The 15737-nt window shown below is 70.0% G+C and carries 14 protein-coding genes; 5 read left to right on the top strand and 9 right to left on the bottom strand.

The window, feature by feature from the left end; all coding sequences use genetic code 11:
* The first annotated feature begins 117 nt into the window (after positions 1-117).
* On the top strand, positions 118-897 hold the full coding sequence (locus tag ABZ382_RS16595; protein ID WP_357089366.1) for a metallophosphoesterase: 780 nt from the start codon (positions 118-120) through the stop codon (positions 895-897).
* Here ABZ382_RS16595 and ABZ382_RS16600 read toward each other — a convergent pair.
* On the bottom strand, positions 878-1945 hold the full coding sequence (locus ABZ382_RS16600) for an AraC family transcriptional regulator (protein WP_357089369.1): 1068 nt from the start codon (positions 1943-1945) through the stop codon (positions 878-880). The two genes, ABZ382_RS16595 and ABZ382_RS16600, sit on opposite strands and share 20 nt — an antisense overlap.
* A 97-nt stretch (positions 1946-2042) precedes the next feature.
* Between ABZ382_RS16600 and ABZ382_RS16605 the strand changes: the two genes are divergently transcribed.
* A complete protein-coding gene (locus ABZ382_RS16605; protein ID WP_357089372.1) occupies positions 2043-3515 on the top strand; it encodes an NAD(P)/FAD-dependent oxidoreductase in 1473 nt (490 codons plus the stop codon).
* 14 nt (positions 3516-3529) lie between these two features.
* Here ABZ382_RS16605 and ABZ382_RS16610 read toward each other — a convergent pair whose 3' ends face one another.
* Positions 3530-4171 (bottom strand): hypothetical protein, encoded by a 642-nt coding sequence (locus tag ABZ382_RS16610; protein WP_357089374.1) that lies wholly within the window; start codon positions 4169-4171, stop codon positions 3530-3532.
* Between the two features lie 243 nt (positions 4172-4414).
* Here ABZ382_RS16610 and ABZ382_RS16615 point away from each other — a divergent pair, with 243 nt between their 5' ends.
* Complete coding sequence (locus tag ABZ382_RS16615) at positions 4415-5644, top strand: lipase family protein (RefSeq protein WP_357089927.1); 1230 nt, start codon at positions 4415-4417, stop codon at positions 5642-5644.
* Positions 5645-5671: 27 nt separating this feature from the next.
* Here ABZ382_RS16615 and ABZ382_RS16620 read toward each other — a convergent pair whose 3' ends face one another.
* The 4 genes from ABZ382_RS16620 to ABZ382_RS16635 all read right to left on the bottom strand — a co-directional run bounded on the left by ABZ382_RS16620 (position 5672) and on the right by ABZ382_RS16635 (position 10073).
* Complete coding sequence (locus ABZ382_RS16620; protein ID WP_357089377.1) at positions 5672-6328, bottom strand: ammonium transporter; 657 nt, start codon at positions 6326-6328, stop codon at positions 5672-5674.
* A gap of 148 nt (positions 6329-6476) precedes the next feature.
* On the bottom strand, positions 6477-7241 hold the full coding sequence (locus tag ABZ382_RS16625) for an energy-coupling factor transporter transmembrane protein EcfT (protein WP_357089379.1): 765 nt from the start codon (positions 7239-7241) through the stop codon (positions 6477-6479).
* The gene (locus tag ABZ382_RS16630) at positions 7238-9358 is read right to left on the bottom strand and encodes an ATP-binding cassette domain-containing protein (protein ID WP_357089382.1); all 2121 of its coding nucleotides are present in this window, start codon (positions 9356-9358) and stop codon (positions 7238-7240) included. The genes ABZ382_RS16625 and ABZ382_RS16630 overlap by 4 nt, the downstream gene beginning before the upstream one ends.
* 97 nt (positions 9359-9455) lie before the next feature.
* The gene (locus ABZ382_RS16635) at positions 9456-10073 is read right to left on the bottom strand and encodes a TetR/AcrR family transcriptional regulator (RefSeq protein WP_357089385.1); all 618 of its coding nucleotides are present in this window, start codon (positions 10071-10073) and stop codon (positions 9456-9458) included.
* A gap of 86 nt (positions 10074-10159) precedes the next feature.
* Between ABZ382_RS16635 and ABZ382_RS16640 the strand changes: the two genes are divergently transcribed.
* Both ABZ382_RS16640 and ABZ382_RS16645 read left to right on the top strand, forming a co-directional pair.
* Entirely contained in the window at positions 10160-11161 is a 1002-nt protein-coding gene (locus ABZ382_RS16640; protein ID WP_357089388.1) for an aldehyde reductase, read from the top strand.
* A gap of 72 nt (positions 11162-11233) precedes the next feature.
* Positions 11234-11878, top strand: a complete 645-nt coding sequence (locus tag ABZ382_RS16645) for an isochorismatase family cysteine hydrolase (protein ID WP_357089390.1) — start codon at positions 11234-11236, stop codon at positions 11876-11878.
* Here the strand turns inward: ABZ382_RS16645 and ABZ382_RS16650 are convergent.
* The 3 genes from ABZ382_RS16650 to ABZ382_RS16660 all read right to left on the bottom strand — a co-directional run bounded on the left by ABZ382_RS16650 (position 11875) and on the right by ABZ382_RS16660 (position 15721).
* Entirely contained in the window at positions 11875-14148 is a 2274-nt protein-coding gene (locus tag ABZ382_RS16650) for an ATP-dependent DNA ligase (protein WP_357089392.1), read from the bottom strand. The genes ABZ382_RS16645 and ABZ382_RS16650 overlap by 4 nt on opposite strands.
* Positions 14149-14279: 131 nt before the next feature.
* Entirely contained in the window at positions 14280-14564 is a 285-nt protein-coding gene (locus tag ABZ382_RS16655) for an antitoxin (RefSeq protein WP_357089928.1), read from the bottom strand.
* 35 nt (positions 14565-14599) lie between these two features.
* On the bottom strand, positions 14600-15721 hold the full coding sequence (locus tag ABZ382_RS16660) for an MBL fold metallo-hydrolase (RefSeq protein WP_357089394.1): 1122 nt from the start codon (positions 15719-15721) through the stop codon (positions 14600-14602).
* Positions 15722-15737 lie beyond the last annotated feature (16 nt).

Genomic DNA, 15737 nt, shown 5'->3' on the forward strand with positions numbered 1-15737 from the left:
GGGTGGCGGGTCTCACCACGACCACATCCGGGCAGGTCAATTAGCCTGAATGAGGTGCTGCGGTGCGGCGGCACAGCCGGGCGCAATGCTGCGACCCATGACAGAAAGCGAACGCCGATGGTTCTGCTCGCTCAGCTCAGTGACACCCACTTCAATATGGGCGCACGCAATGTCGAACGCGCCGAACGGGTGATGGCCTTCCTGGCCGAGCTGCCGCGGCGACCCGACGCCATCATCGTCACCGGCGACATCGCCGACGAGGGCGAGCCGGAGGAATACCACCAGGCCCGCGCCGCGCTGACCGCCGATCTGCCCGTGCTGATCCTGCCCGGCAATCACGACGACCGCGGCAATATGCGCAGCGTCCTGTTCCCCGGCACCGAGGGCACCGGCCCGATCAACCAGTCCTACCGCGTCGACGGCGTCACCCTGGCCCTGCTCGACTCCAGCATCCCCGGCAAACCGGAGGGCCTGCTCGAGGACGAGACCTACGACTTCCTCACCGACCTGCTCGCCGCCACCCCCGCCGACCAGACCGTGCTGATCGCCATGCACCATCCGCCGGTGCCGGTGCGATCCACCGTCGTCGACCCGATCCGGCTCACCAATCCGGAACGGCTGGCCGAGATCGTGGCCGGCGACGACCGGATCGCCGCGGTGCTCACCGGGCACGTGCACGCCGGGCTGATGACCCAGTTCGCGGGCAAACCGCTGATCGTCGCGCCGAGCGTGTCCTCCACCATCGGCTGCGAATGGGAAACGGCCGCACCGGGACACGTACCGATCGACTTCGCGCCCGACCCGTCGATCATCTTCCACTCCATCGAGGACGGCCGGCTGCTGTCCATGTTCCGGCCCATCGCCATGGGCGGCTGGCTCAGCGAACCGCTGGACTGACCGCGCCGCGCCGGTACGCCGACGGGGTGGTGGCGGTCCAGCGTTTGAAGGCGTGGATGAAGGTGGACGCCTCCGCGTAGCCGAGCCGGATCGCCACATCGCTGACCGACAGCGGCGTGGCGGTGAGCATCTCCTCCGCCAGCGCGCGCCGCACCTCGTCCAGCAGCTGGCGGTAGCTGGTGCCCGCCGCGTCCAGGTGGCGGCGCAGGGTGCGGGTGCTCATGTTCAGGTCCCTGGCCACCGAGTCGATTCCGGGCGGCACCGCGAAACCGTCCAGTCCGCCGCGCGGCACCAGCCGCTCCCGCACCTCCGCGGCGATGCCGGTGCGGGCGCGGCGGCGCGACACCAATTCGCGGCACTGCGCCAGGCACATGGCCCAGGTGTGCTCGTTGGCCTGCGGCAGCGGCTGTTCCAGGACCGCCGGGTCCATGGTGAACAGGTTGTGCTCGGCCGCGAAAGTCGGTGTCACGCCGTAGATCTCGGTGTACATGTCGAGGCTGCCGGGGGCCGGGAAGTCGAAGTCGGCGCGCAGCAGGTGGATCCGGTTGCCGGTGAGGTCCGACATCATCTGGTGCATGGCGGTGACATCGCGCTCCACCAGGAAGCGGCGGACATCGGCGGGCACGCCCTCGTCGTGGATCCGGGCCACGAACTCGCCGGGCCGCCAGCGGGCCGCCGGGATACAGAAGGTGAAGCTCAACTCCAGGTAGCGCAGGGCGAAGGCGATGGCCTCCCCCAGGGTGGGGCTGCTGACGCAGGCGAAACCGAAGATGCCGAACGTGGTGATGCGGTACCGCCGGCCCACCTCCAGCCCGAGGTTGGGGCGCGCGCCCAGCTCACGCACCAGATTCCGGATCACCGCCAGCTCGGTGTGCGCGTCGATCTGCTCGTCCGGGTTGGCCAGCTGCTTCTCGCTCAGCCCGCTGCCCTGCAGCATGCGCGCCGCCGGGACCCCGTGTTCGCGCGCGAAACCGACCATGAGCGCGACACTCGCCACGCCGCGTGGGAAGTCCCAATCCCGGATTCCCGCCTCCTGCACCGTGCCCATAGCCTGATTATGGCCGAAATTCTCGATCCGGTCGCCCACTAAATTCGACGAGCGCTCCTACCCTGAGAAGAGTCTTCGATGTGTGAGGAGCACCACAATGCCGAAGGTCATCATCATCGGCGCGGGGTTCGGCGGGCTCGGCATGGCGATCGAGCTGCAACGCAACGGCTTCCGTGAATTCACCATTCTGGAACGGGCCGCGGACCTGGGCGGAGTGTGGCGGGAGAACACCTACCCGGGAGCGGCCTGCGATGTGCCGTCACCGCTGTACTCCTTCGCGCACGAACCCAAACCGAGGTGGCGGCAGCGGTATTCGACCCGCGAGGACATCTGGGAGTACATGCGCGGGATCGCCGATCGGCACGGGCTGCGCGACCACATCGTGTTCGGGGCCGACGTCAGCGAGGCGGAATTCGACGAGGCGACCGGCCAGTGGACGGTGCGGACCGCCGACGGGGTGGCTCGGACCGCCGACGTGCTGATCTCGGCGGTCGGGCAGCTGTCGCGACCGGCGATGCCGCCGATACCCGGGATCGAACGGTTCGCCGGGGAATCCTTCCACTCGGCGCAGTGGGATCACGACGTGAAGTTGGCCGGCAAACGGGTGGCCTGCATCGGGACCGGCGCCAGCGCCATCCAGTACGTTCCCGAGATCCAGCCGCAGGCCGCGCACCTGACGGTGTTCCAGCGCACCGCGGCCTGGGTGCTGCCCAAATTCGACACCGACTACAAGCCGGTGCATCAGCGGGTGCTGGTCGCGGTACCGGGAATGCCGGTGGCCGAACGGCTCTCGTGGTGGCTGCTGGCCGAATTCCTGGCGCTGGGCCTGGTCGAGTTCCCCGGAATCGCGCGGTTCGTGTCCCGGATCGCGGAGAATCACCTCGAGGAGCAGGTCGCCGATCCGGCGCTGCGCGCCAAGCTCACCCCCGACTTTCCGATCGGCTGCAAACGCGCGCTGTTCTCCAACGACTACTACCCGGCGCTGTGCGAACCCAATGTCACCGTGGAGACCACCGCTATCAGTGAGATCGTCCCCGAAGGCATCCGCACCGCCGACGGCACGCTGCACGAGGCCGATGTGATCATCTACGGCACCGGTTTCAAGGGCACGGAATTCCTGTGGCCCATGAAGATTCGCGGCCGCAGCGGCCGCAACCTGGAGGACGCCTGGGACGGTGGAGCGCACGCCTACCTCGGCATCACCGTCCCCGAATTCCCCAACCTGTTCCTGGTCTACGGCCCCAACACCAACCTCGGCGTCGGCTCCATCATCTACATGATCGAATCCCAGACCCGCTACATCCGCCGCGCCCTGCAGCTCCTCGGCGAACGCCCCCGCACCTACCTCGAAGTCCGCCCCGACCCCGAACGCGCCTACAACGACGCCCTCCAGCACCGCCTGGCCCGCACCCCCTGGAACTTCTGCACCAGCTGGTACCGCACCGCCTCCGGCCGGATCACCAACAACTGGCCCGGCACCACCCGCAGCTACCGCCGCCGCACCCGCGACCTCCACCTCCCCGACTACACCTTCACCCAGGTCGGTTCCCAGCCACCCGAATTCCAGTAGTTCGGACACCGCCCTCAGATGGCCAACTCCTCCCGAGTGTCCGGCTCCGCTTCGGGCGCGAGTTCCGCCTCGTGGAAGCCCGGCAGGTAGCGGTCCACGAACGGGATCATGAGCTGGATCAGTGGGCCGATGCCGAACGCGTACACCAGGGTGCCGACGCCGACGCTGCCACCGAGCAGCCAACCTACGGACAATACGGTCGCCTCCAACCCTGTCCGCACGACCCAAACCGGTCGGCCCGTTCGGCGAACCAGGCCAGTCATCAGGCCATCACGCGGACCCGGACCCATCCCCGCGCCGATATAGAGAACCGTCGCCACCGCATTGAGGATTACGGCCGCGCCCATCGCCGCGATCCGGAGCGGCAGGCCGGGCAACTCCGGCAGCAGCCAGAGGCCGGCGTCCACCGAGACGCCGATGACCACGACATTGCTGACCGTGCCCAGACCTGGCCACTGGCGCAAGGGAATCCACGCCAGGAGGACCGCCGCACCGGTGATCGCGACCACCGTGCCGAAGCTCAGCGGGACATGGTCGGCGACGCCCTGATGGAAGACGTCCCAGGGGTCCAGGCCGAGGGCGGCGCGGATCATGACGGCCATGGAGAGGCCGTAGAGCCAGAGTCCGATGTAGAGGGCGAGGAGGCGGCGCAGCATTGGTCGAGCATGGCGGCAACTGGCATGCAAACGGTAGATCCAGTTGTAAAGAGCTGGACTTCTTGCTGGATATATCTTTTCGTGTGCGAAACCGCGCAACGCCGTAGTTACGGCGCGCGGGACGCCATTGACCGGGTCGGACGGCGGCAGTACCTTGTGGATCTCCGATGCGCCGGAGTGATCGGGCGCGAACAGCGGGTCCGTGGTGTCCGGAGCGTCGGGAAGTTCGACGCTGGAGGCGTGATGCGGCGGGATGGCGCATGGTTCGGATCGGGGTGGCGGATCGGGCTGATCGGCGCGACAGCCCTATTGGCGATGGCGATCGCCGGGCCCGGCGCCAGAGCCGAGCTTCCGGTTCCCGACGCCGACCCCTTCTATTCGACGCCAATCGACCTGGGAGAGTACGGAAACGGGATGATTCTCGACTCCCGGCCGATCGCCGTCCTGGGGCTGCCGCTGCCGGTCGCGGGCTGGCAGGTGCGATACCGCACCACCGATGCCGCCGGGCAGGCCGCCGCCGACGTGGCCACGGTGATGGCTCCGCTCACCCCGTGGACCGGGCCCGGGGATCGCCCCTTGCTGTCGTATCAGATTGCCGAGGACAGTCTCGGAACCCGGTGCGCCCCATCGTTCGCACTGGGCGGGGGCCGCGACCTCGCGATCACCAACACCCTGCTCGACGTGCCGTTCCTGACCGAGGCGCTGCGTCGCGGCTGGGCGGTGGTGGTGTCCGATTACGAAGGCGCGCAGTCCCGATTCTTCGACGGAATCAACTCCGGCCACGCCGTCCTGGATGGCGTACGCGCCGCCAAAGCCTTTGTGCCACTCGGCATCACCGACGCCAGCCCGCTCGGGGCCTGGGGCTATTCCGGCGGGGCCTTCGCGACCTTGTGGGCCATGCAGTTGCGGGCGGGCTACGCGCCCGAGCTCCGGTTCTCCGGGGTGAGCTCCGGCGGCGTCCCCGCCGACATCCCCGCCATCGCCCGCGGCGTGGACGGCAGCGTGCAGGCCGGGCTGGGCGTGCTGATCCTGATCGCCATGACCCGCAACGATCCCGGCCTGGCGGACTCGCTCAACGACAGCGGCCGTGCGCTGATCGACCAGGAATCCGCTTCCTGCGGAAGCGATCTCGTGGCCCACCACGCGTTCCGGCACATCGACGACTACTCGGCGATCCCGGACATTCTCGGCAGCCAGGCCTTCCGGTCCGTCACCGATCGCCAGGAACTGGGCGGCTGGGCGCCGGATGTGCCGCTGTACCTGTACCACAGCGATTCCGACGACGTGATCCCGTCTCGAGGCTTCAGCGATCTCGTCGACCGCTACTGCGCGCTGGGCGCAACCCTCACCGCCGTGCACTCGGGCATCCCCGGCCACAACCCCGCGGCGGTGGTGGAAGCCTGGGGCGCCATGAACTTTCTGGCCGACCGCTTCGCGGGCGAGCCGGTCACCGCCGGGTGCATCGTGCGCTGAGGCACGGCGCACCCGGCGGCCGGAGTCCTACGCGGTCGGCTGCTGAGCCCACTTGGTGGAGCCGGGCGCGGCGGTCAGCGTGCTGATCAGGTCCACGCCCGCGACGACCAGCGCCGGGCCGCCGACCACCAGGGTGCCGATGATCGCGCCGACGGTGGCCGCCAGCGGCACGGTCGCGAAACCGAAAGCGCCGCCGAGGAATCCGATCAGCCCGATGGCGCCGCCCACCGCCAGGCCGACGAAGCTGCCGATGGCGGTGGCGATGCCGAACTGGCTGGCGAAGGTCTGCATGGCCAGCTGGTTCTCGGCCAGCGAGGCCACCGGCTGCAGCACCGGCGTGGCCGCCGCGACATCCTTGACAGCGGTCATGTTCAGTACGGTGCCGCCCTCGCTCACGGTGGCGGGCACCGGGTAGCTCAAACCGTCCTGCACGAAGGACAGCGGCAGCTCGAGCACGGTCGCGCCGGAGGAGTCCTTGATATCGACGGCGCCGCCGGACAGCTCGAAGGTGCCGCCGGTGAGGGTGGTGACGACGGTGTTGCCGACCAGCTGGGTCTGGTAACCGATATCGGGCACCGTGGCGTCGGCGTGGGCCACACCGGCTCCGGCGATGGCGACGGCCGTGACTACCGGCGCGGCGACGGCGGTGATCTTGCGCAGCATCATGGGTCTTCCAATCTTCATCAGGTTTTTGTGGCAACACACAGCTCAGGTTGAAGAATTCCCCCCTGTGCGTCCGCCCTGAGCCCGGTTGCTGTTCAGCAACGCGTTCTACGCGCCTCACGGTAACGTGCGATGCCGACAACCTTGATAATTTTCGGGCCGCGTCGTCCTATATGACCAGTTCCACGACGATTCCGAGCGCACACACCAAACCCACCACCAGAAGCGCCACCGCATCGGCGCGTCCCGGCGAGCTGGGCCGGGCGGTCAACTCTCCCGTGCCGCCGCGGGTCGTGATGGCCTCGCCGAGCTCGCCCGCGCGGCGGCTGGAGACGGCCATGCTCGCGGTCAGAATGTCGACCAGCGGATTCTCGGCGGCACGGTGCAGCAGCGAATCCTTGGGCCGCAGCCGCCGCGCCGCCCGCAGCAGGCGCATCTCCTCGAGCAGCAGCGGCAGGCCGCGCAGCGTCAGCGCCACGACCACCGCCCACTCGTCGACGGGCACCGAGTGGCGAACACCGTTGCGGGTCCAGCCGATCCGCTTCAGCGGCGCGCCGAGCCGGGCCAGCGCGGGCGCGATCTCACCCATCGGAGTCGTCCAGGCGACCAGGAACGACGCCCCCAGCAGCAGGAATCCGAACACGATCACCTGCGCGTACCGCAGCAGCGCGGACGAACCGACCGGCGCGTTGATGGCCGCGCCGATCGCGATGCCCAGCCAGAGCAGCCACGGGAAACGCGGCAGCGTGCCCAGCGGCAGGCGGGCCAGCAGGAAGACCGCGATCAGGAACGCGGCCGCCACCCCGAGCAGCGCCCACGACGGGATGAACATGAGCAGCAGGCTGATCGCGAAGACGGCGATCATCTTGGTACCGGCCCACAGTCGATGCACGGGGCTGTCGACGGGGACCTCACGGAGGACGACACTGCTCATCGGAGACCTCCGGTGAAATCGTGCGCGTACCGCGCCGCGGCGGTGGTGTTCTCGACGAGCCGGCCGTCGCGCAGGTGGACGGTGCGGTCGCAGACGGCGGCCATATCGGCCACGTCGTGCGAGATGACGATCAGGGTCAGACCCGAATCACGCAGGCGGGCAAGCAGTTCCACCACTCCCGCGCGGCCTTCGGGGTCCAGTCCGGCAAGCGGCTCGTCGAGCACCACCACGTGCGGGTGGCCGGCCACGATGGCCGCCAGCACCACGCGTTTGGCCTGGCCGCCGCTGAGTTCCTCGATCGATCGGGTGGCCAGGCTCCGGTCCAGGCCGACCTCGTCGAGGGCGCGGGCCACCGCGTAACTGCCGCGGCCACCCCAGTCCTCGATCTCCTCGCCCACGTCCTGGCGCTGCAGCTGCAGGCGGGAATGCTGGAAAGCCAGCTGCACGGCCCCGATTCGCTTGTGCACCGGGTGGGTCGTGCCCATGGGTTCGCGCAGGGTGCAGGTGCCCGCGGTGGGCACGGTCAGCCCGGCCATGATCCACGCGAGTGTCGATTTACCGGACCCGTTGCCGCCCACGATGAGCAGGGCCTCGCCACGCCGGACGCTGAGGTCGACATCGTGCACGGCGGGCGCTTCCCACGGGGTGCCGCGGTTGTAGGTGTGGCCGACGCCGGTCAACTCGAGAACGGGTTCGCCCATCGGCCGACGTCGCGGGTCGCCGGCCGGACGCGGCCAGGCTGGCAGGTGCGCGACCGAGCGGCCCTGTTCGAGATGGATCACCCGGTCGGCCGCGGACGCGTCGGCTTCGTGGTGGGTCACCAGCACGACGGCCATGGGGTGGCGGCGGGGCAGCCGGGCCAGCAGTGCGACCAGGTCGCGGCGGCCTTCGGGGTCGATCATGGAGGTCGCCTCGTCGGCGATGAGCAGGGTGGGCCGCCGGGCCAGGGCGGCGGCGACGGCGAGTCGCTGCTGCTGGCCGCCGGACAGGGTGGCGGTCTCGCGCCCGCCCATGCCGGTCAATCCGACCTCGGCGAGCAGTCCGTCGATGTCCACGGCCGCCGCGTCCTCGGTGGGCAGACCCCACACGACGTCGTCCGCGACGAGGACACCCAGGGTCTGGCTCTCGGGTCGCTGCAACACCATCGCGGTGCCGCCGCGCACGCCGAGGCCCGCCGCGCCCGGGCGGGTCACCGTTCCGGAGGTGGGCGGACGGCCCGCGAGAATCCTGGTGAGCGTGGACTTTCCGGACCCGTTGTGCCCGACCACCGCCACGAACTCGCCGACATCGACGGTCAGATCGATGCCGTGCAGGGCATCCGCGCGGGCTCCCGGATAGCGGAAGGTGACGCCGCGCAAGGTAACCGGCAGCGGGGCGACCGGTCGCGGATCGTCCGGCGCGTCGAGCAGGCTGTCCCGCCCCGGCAGCCAGGCCAGCCGATCCAGCACCCGCCCGAGCACGAACCACGAGAACACGCCGCTGACCAGCATCGCGGCAATGATTCCGCCGCCCACGAACGCCCACCACCAGTGCAGGATGGTGTCGGTGTAACCGGCGATGGCCCGCCCGATCGGCTTCAGCGCGTCCTGCTTCGCCGCAATACTTTCCAATCCCTTCGCGGAGTTCCGGATGCTGTCGAACAGCAGGTTCCGCGACCGCGAGAACACCAGCAGCATCCCGATCGTGAGCGTCGCCATGACGGACCCGGCCAGGGCCGACAACGCCACCACCGCGGGCAGCCCGCCGCGCCGCCGTTTCACCGTCCCGATGATGCCGCCGATGACGGCGACGCCGACCAGGTTCTCCGCGGGCAGCAGACCCGCCGCCACGAACGTCACCAGCGTGCCCGCGATGGTGGTCGCCAGCTGCGCCCGGAATCGATGCCGATGCGCGAGCAGTCCCATGGGCACGGCGGCCACCAACTGCAGCACCGCCGCGAACGGCACCAGCGACCCGAGGGTCACCAGCCCCACCGTGGCTCCGCCCAGCACGGCTCCGGCCGCCAGCTCGATGGGCCGCAACGCGCCGTGCGGCAGCGGCGGCCCCTCGGTTCTTCCGGCCTGCGCCACGCCGACGGGCCCGGCCAGGCCGCCGCGAATCCGGTACGAATCGGTCACGTCTACCAGTCTGCCGTGTCCGGGCCCCGACCCCCGCAGACCTCTCAACATCTCCACAGAGTCCGGGCACCACCCCCACAATCCGGCGGGACGGGATTCAGCTCCGGTCGATGAGGTCGGCGAAGATGCGGGTGATGCGGTCGGTCAGGGCCTCCGGGGTGGTGCCGGACTGGGTGGCGCGGAGGGCGAATTTGCCGTCGACGGTGAGGGAGGCCATGCCGTGGGCGAGGGACCACCAGGCCAGGGTGGTGGTTTCGGTGTCGGTGGCGGGGAGGAAGCCGGAGTCGGCGGCGGCGGTGACGGCGTCGACGAGGACGGCGTAGGCGGCGTCGCCGGCGGCTTCGGTGTCGGGGTGTTTGTCCGGCTGGGAGAGTTCGGGGCGGAACATGATGCGGAAGTAGGCGGCGTGGTCGCGGGCGAAGGCGACGTAGCCGTCGGCCATGGCGATCAGGGCGGCGCGCGGATCGGGGGCGGCGTCGCGGGCGGATGTCATTGCGGCGCCGAGGATTTCGAAGCCACGCGCGGCGAGGGCGGACATCAGCGCGGCGCGATCGGCGAAGTGGTGGTAGGGCGCGCCGGGGCTGACGCCGGCGGTGCGGGCCACCTTGCGCAGGCTTACCGCGGCCAGGCCCTCGGACTCGATCAGCCGCAGGGAGGCGCGCAGTAGTTCCTCGCGGAGGTCTCCGTGGTGATAGCGGTCCTTGGTCGGCGGCATGGCATGAGCGTAAGGGGTTGACGGCGCGCGGCCTCGCAATCTATACATTGTTCAGATTCTAAACACTGCTCAGATTGGAGTCGGAGATGTCCGATCTCGTTCTCGTCACCGGTGCTTCGGGGTATGTCGCGGGGCATGTCATCCAGGAATTGCTCGGCCAGGGCTATCGAGTGCGCGGCACGGTCCGCTCGGCCGCCCGCGCCGCCGACGTGGCCGCACTGCTGCCCGGCATCGAACTGGTCGAAGCCGACCTCGGCGCGGACGCGGGCTGGGCGGCGGCCGTCGCGGGCTGCCGATACGTGCTGCACACCGCGTCGCCCTTCCCCTCCGACGCCCCCGCGCACGAGGACGACCTGATCCGCCCGGCCGTCGACGGCACCCTGCGGGTGCTGCGCGCGGCCGCCGCCGGCGGCGTCGAACGCGTCGTGGTCACCTCCTCGATCGCCGCCATCCAGGCCGGGCACGAGGGCCGCCTGCTCACCGAGGCCGACTGGTCCGACCTCGCGGCCTGCGAGGCCTACCCGAAGAGCAAGACCCTGGCCGAGCGCGCCGCCTGGGATTTCGCCGCCGAACACCCGGAACTCGAACTGGCCGTGATCAATCCGGGCATGATCATCGGGCCCGTGCTGCGCGCCGAGGCGGGCACCTCCGTGGACGGCATCCGCGCCCTGCTCGCCGGGGGCATGCCCGGCGTGCCGCGCCTCAACTTCGCCACCGTCGATGTGCGCGACCTCGCCGTCGCCCACCGCCTCGCCATGGAAACCCCCGGCGCCGCCGGCAACCGGTACATCTGCGCGGGCGACAGCATCGCCTTCCCCGAGATGGCCCGCCTACTCGCGAGCCGCTACCAGGTCCCCACCCGCGCCCTGCCCGACTGGCTGGTCCGGTTGAGCGCCGCCTTCAACGCCGACGCCCGCACCGCCGTCCGCTACCTCGGCCGCAAGGAGACCGTCAGCGCGGACAAGGCCCGCCGCGAACTGAACTGGACCATGCGCCCGGTCGCCGACTCCTTGCTGGACACCGCCGACAGCCTGGTCCGGTTCGGGCTCGTCCCCGCGCCCAAGCCCGCCCGCGCCGCGGCCGCCTGACCGTCCGGCGCCGTTCCGCACAGGCGTAGGGTGGCGAAAGAGGGTGGGGCAGAATGCGATTGCGGAGGGCTTATGCGGCGCGGCAACGGTGTGAAGATTCCGGAGACGCTCGAGGATGTGTGCGCACCGGACAAGATGGCGGTCATCGTCTACGACATGCAGGCCGGAGTGCTGGGCCAGCTCGACGACGGCCCGGCGATCACCGAGCGCGTCGTGCGCGTGGTCGAGGCCGCCCGGCGCGGCGGCTACCCGGTCATCTTCCTGCGGCACTTCTTCCTGCCCAAGCGGCTCATGGGCAGTTTCGCCATGCGGATGGCCATGACCTGGCAGGGCAAGGACTCCATCGACGACGTGGTCCCGATCCTGCAGCGCGACACCCCGGGCTTCCAGCTGGTGCCGGAACTGCAGCCGCAGCAGGGCGAGGTCGTCTTCGACAAGACGTCGATGTCGGCGTTCGAGGGCACCCCGCTCGCCTCGACGCTGCGTGACCTCGGGATCGGGTCCTACGCCATCGTCGGCGTCGCGCTGGAGATCGGGATCGCGCCGACGGTGAGCCACTCCACCGATCTGGGCTTCGTGCCGGTCGTCGTCCGCGACGGAGTCGGCGGGCGCGACGAGCCCGGCAAGCAGCGCGCCTGGGAGGACTTCGAATTCCAGGGGCACGCCATCGTCACCGACTCCGACAGCCTGATCCCGTTGCTGGAGAAGTCGAGCTAGTCGGAGCCGGGGATCCAGGCCGGATGCCACAGGCGTCCGGTCTCGGTCCAGTTCTGGAAGCGGACCGTGCCCGTGAGCTTCGGCGTCACCCAGACCGCGTCGCGGCGCTCGTCGGCGGTGAGTTCGTTGTCGAACGGGCTGGTCTTGCGTTCCAGCCGGCGCAGGCGGTCGGCGAGATCGCTCATCTCCCGCTCGCCGAAACCGGTGCCGACCCGGCCCAGGTAGTACAGCTCGCCCTGATGCGGGACGCCGACCAGCAGGGACGCGAACTGCCGCGCCGCCGAACGCCGGTAGCCGCCGATCACCACGGACAGGGTCCGCCAATTGCGGGTCTTGATCCAGGACTGGCCGCGCCGGCCCGGGAGATAGACCGAGTCGCGCCGCTTCGCGACCACGCCCTCCATGCCGTGCTCCTGGCTGTAGCGCAGGGCGTCCGCGCCGGACCCCGGCAACCGCGCCGGCACGATCAGCGAACGCGCCTGCCCGGCAAGGGCTTCCAGCACACGCCGCCGATCGTCGTAGCGTTTGCGGATCAGCGAGGTGCCGTCCAGGTACAGCAGATCGAAGGCCAGGAAGACCGCGCGGCCCGAATCCGCGCGCAGCAGGCCGAGATTCGCGCCGCCGTGATCGTCGAAGACCACCGCCTCGCCGTCGAGCACCGCGGAGTGGCCGGACAGTTCCTCGCCGAGCACGGCCAGGCCGGGGTACTTCCCGGTGACGACGTGCCCGGCGCGGCTGTGCAGGGTCACCGCGCCGTCCTCGATCTCGGCGATCAGCCGGAACCCGTCCCATTTGGTCTCGAACGCCCACTGTTCGGCGTCGAGCGTGGTCACGTCACCGGCGGTGGCCAGCATCGGCATGACGCCGCGCGGCATGGGCGCGGGCGTCCGCGGCGTCGAGACCGCCTGCGCCCCCGCGCCTTCCTGCCCATTGCCGCCCGGCGGGGTCTGATCCTTCATCAGGTGCATGAGCCACTGGTTGCCGTTGGTCTGGATGAGCGCGTACCGCCCGGTCAGCCGCTGCCCGCGCAGCCACACGATGACCTCGTCGTCGCGCCACTTCTCGGTCTCGTAGGTGCCGGAATCCCAGATGGTCATCTCGCCGCCGCCGTACTCGCCCTTCGGGATGGTCCCGTGGAAGGTGAGGTACTCGATGGGATGGTCCTCGGTGTGCACGGCCAGCCGGTTCTCGCCGGTGTCGGTGGGCGGGCCCTTGGGCACGGCCCAGGAGGCGAGCACGCCGTCACGTTCCAGCCGGACGTCCCAGTGCAGGCGGCGGGCGTGATGCTCCTGCACGACGAAACGATCGCCCGGCCCGTCCGCGGGCGGGCCCGGGGGCACCGGTTCTGGGGTGCGGCCCGGGTCGCGCAGGGATCGGTAGGCGTCGAGCCGATCCGGTCGCGGCACCGCGTCGTCGAGTCCGTCGAGCAGGTCGCCCTGGTCCTCGAAGCGGCGCAGGACCTCGTCGAAGGTCAAGTGCCGCAGCTTCTTCGGTTTCTCGATCTCCGCCCAGGACCGGGGCGCGGCCACCCAGGGCTGAGCGCGGCCGCGCAGCGAGTACGGCGCGATGGTGGTCTTGGCCGGATTGTTCTGGCTCCAGTCCAGGAACACCTTGCCCTCGCGCGCCGTTTTGGCCATGGTGGCCGTGACCAGCTCGGGGCGCAGTTGCTGCAGGTTGGTGGCGACCTGCTTGGCCACGGCCGACGCCCCGTTCGGACCGAGCCTGCGGTCCAGCGGGACGTAGATGTGAATGCCCTTGGAGCCGCTGGTGACCGGGAACGCCTGCAGGCCCACCTCGCGGACCACGTCGCGCAGGATGAGCGCGACCTCGGCGCATTGCGCCAGCCCGGCGCCCGGTCCGGGATCCAGGTCGAAGACCAGCCGGGTGATGTCGCCGACCTCGGGGCCGTCGAAACACCATTGCGGCACATGCAATTCCAGGGCCGCCTGCTGCCCGAGCCAGGCCATGCCCGCGACGGAGTCGATGAGCGGATACGTGACCGGCCGATCGGAATGCTGAACGGTGCGCCGCGCCAACCACTTCGGCGCGTGCTCGGCCAGGTTCTTCTCGAAGAACGACTGCTCGTCCACGCCGTTCGGCCAGCGCTTGCGGGTCACCGGCCGCTCCGCGATATGCGGCAGCAGGGCCGGGGCGATGGCGGTGAAATAGTCGATGACCTCGCCCTTGGTGGTCCCGGTGGCCGGGTACAGCACCTTGTCGAGGTTGGTCAGCCCAACCTCGATGCCCCCGAAATCCCTGCGGGACCCCATGACAGCAGTTTAGAGCCGGGACCCGCCGAAAACCGGCAACCCGGAAGGCCCGTGAAAAGCCAACGGGCCGTTCGGGTCAAGCGGCGGAGCCTCCCCGCCACTCCCGAACGGCCCGTGGATGACCGCTACGACTACGCCGGAGGCTGTTCGCCTTCCGGGGTTTCCGGGGCCGGGGCGGGTTCGGCCGCCGCCTCGGCGGGCGCGGGTTCCGCCGCGGGGGCCGCCGCGCCCGCGGCAGCGTCGGTCCCGAGCGCCGACTTGACCGCGTCCGTGCCCTTGTCGATCTGGGAGGAGTACTTCCCCCCGGTCTTCTCGTCGATCACCTGACCGGCCTTGTCGACCGCCTGCTCAACCTTCTCGGCGTTCTGGGCCGCCACCTCTTTGCCCTTGCCGACCAAGCCCTTGAGCGTGTCCATGAGACTCACAGCCCTGCTCCTTCACTCTCGGTCCGTTATTGGCGAACATCTTCCCACCACGAATCCCGTGGTGGGAGGCCAATCGGGTCGATCCGCTGGCCGGGCTTCGGCACGGCGATGCGTGTCCCGGCCGCCTCCGCCGCCTCGACCAGTCGCCGCACCGGCTCCGACCAGCCGTGGAAGGCCAGATTGAAGGTGGCCCAGTGAATCGGCACCAGCACCCCGAAGCCCGCGTCGCCGACACACAGGTCGGAATGGGCGCGGACCGCCTCCTCCGGGTTCATGTGCACATCCGGCCAGTGCCGGTCGTAGGCGCCGATGGGTAGCAGGGTCAGGTCGAACGGGCCCAGGCGCGCGCCCGCCTCCGCGAACGCCTTCGTGTAGCCGGTGTCGCCACCGAAGTAGACCCGCCGGGTCGGGCCCGCGATGGACCACGACGCCCACAGCGTGGTGTTGCGCACCAGGCCGCGGCCCGAGAAATGCCGCGCCTCCGAACAGGTGATCACCAGGTCCGTGCCGTCACCGCGGGCGCGCCGCAGCTCCGACAGCGAAACCGAGGCGGCCCAATCCAATTCGACGATGCGATGCTCCGGCACCGACCAGTGCCGCAGGTGCGCGCCGATGCCGACGGGCACGATGAACACACAGTCCTGGCCCTCGACCAGGCCGGTCACGGTGTCGCGATCCAGGTGGTCGTAGTGGTCGTGGGAGATGAGCACCGCGTCCAGCGGCGGCAGCGCCGACAACGGCGACGGCACCGGATGCAGGCGGGCCGGGCCCACCAGCGGCGACGGCGACACCCGCTCGCTCCAGACCGGATCGGTCAGCACCCGGTAGCCGTCCACCTCGACCAGGCAGGTGGCGTGCCCGTACCAGGTCACCGCCAGTTCCCCGGCCTGCTCCGGCAGGTCCGGCGTCACCAGCGGGATGGTCCCCGACGGACGGCCGTTATTGCGCTGGGTGGCCAGCTGATAGAGCAGCTCGAGCGGCGAGCCGCTGAGCTGACTGCTCGGTTCGGTGTTGTGGAACTGCCGATTGCGATAAGTGGTCGCCCCGCGTGCGGTCGGCGCGATCGCCGAGATCGACGCACCCATGGCCGAGGGAATCCCCCATGCCGCCCGAACCACCCAGGAAAGACCGAAAGCGCCCGCTGCCATACCCATCAGTCTCCGC

This window comes from Nocardia sp. NPDC005825 (assembly GCF_040630175.1).
Taxonomy (GTDB): Bacteria; Actinomycetota; Actinomycetes; order Mycobacteriales; family Mycobacteriaceae; genus Nocardia.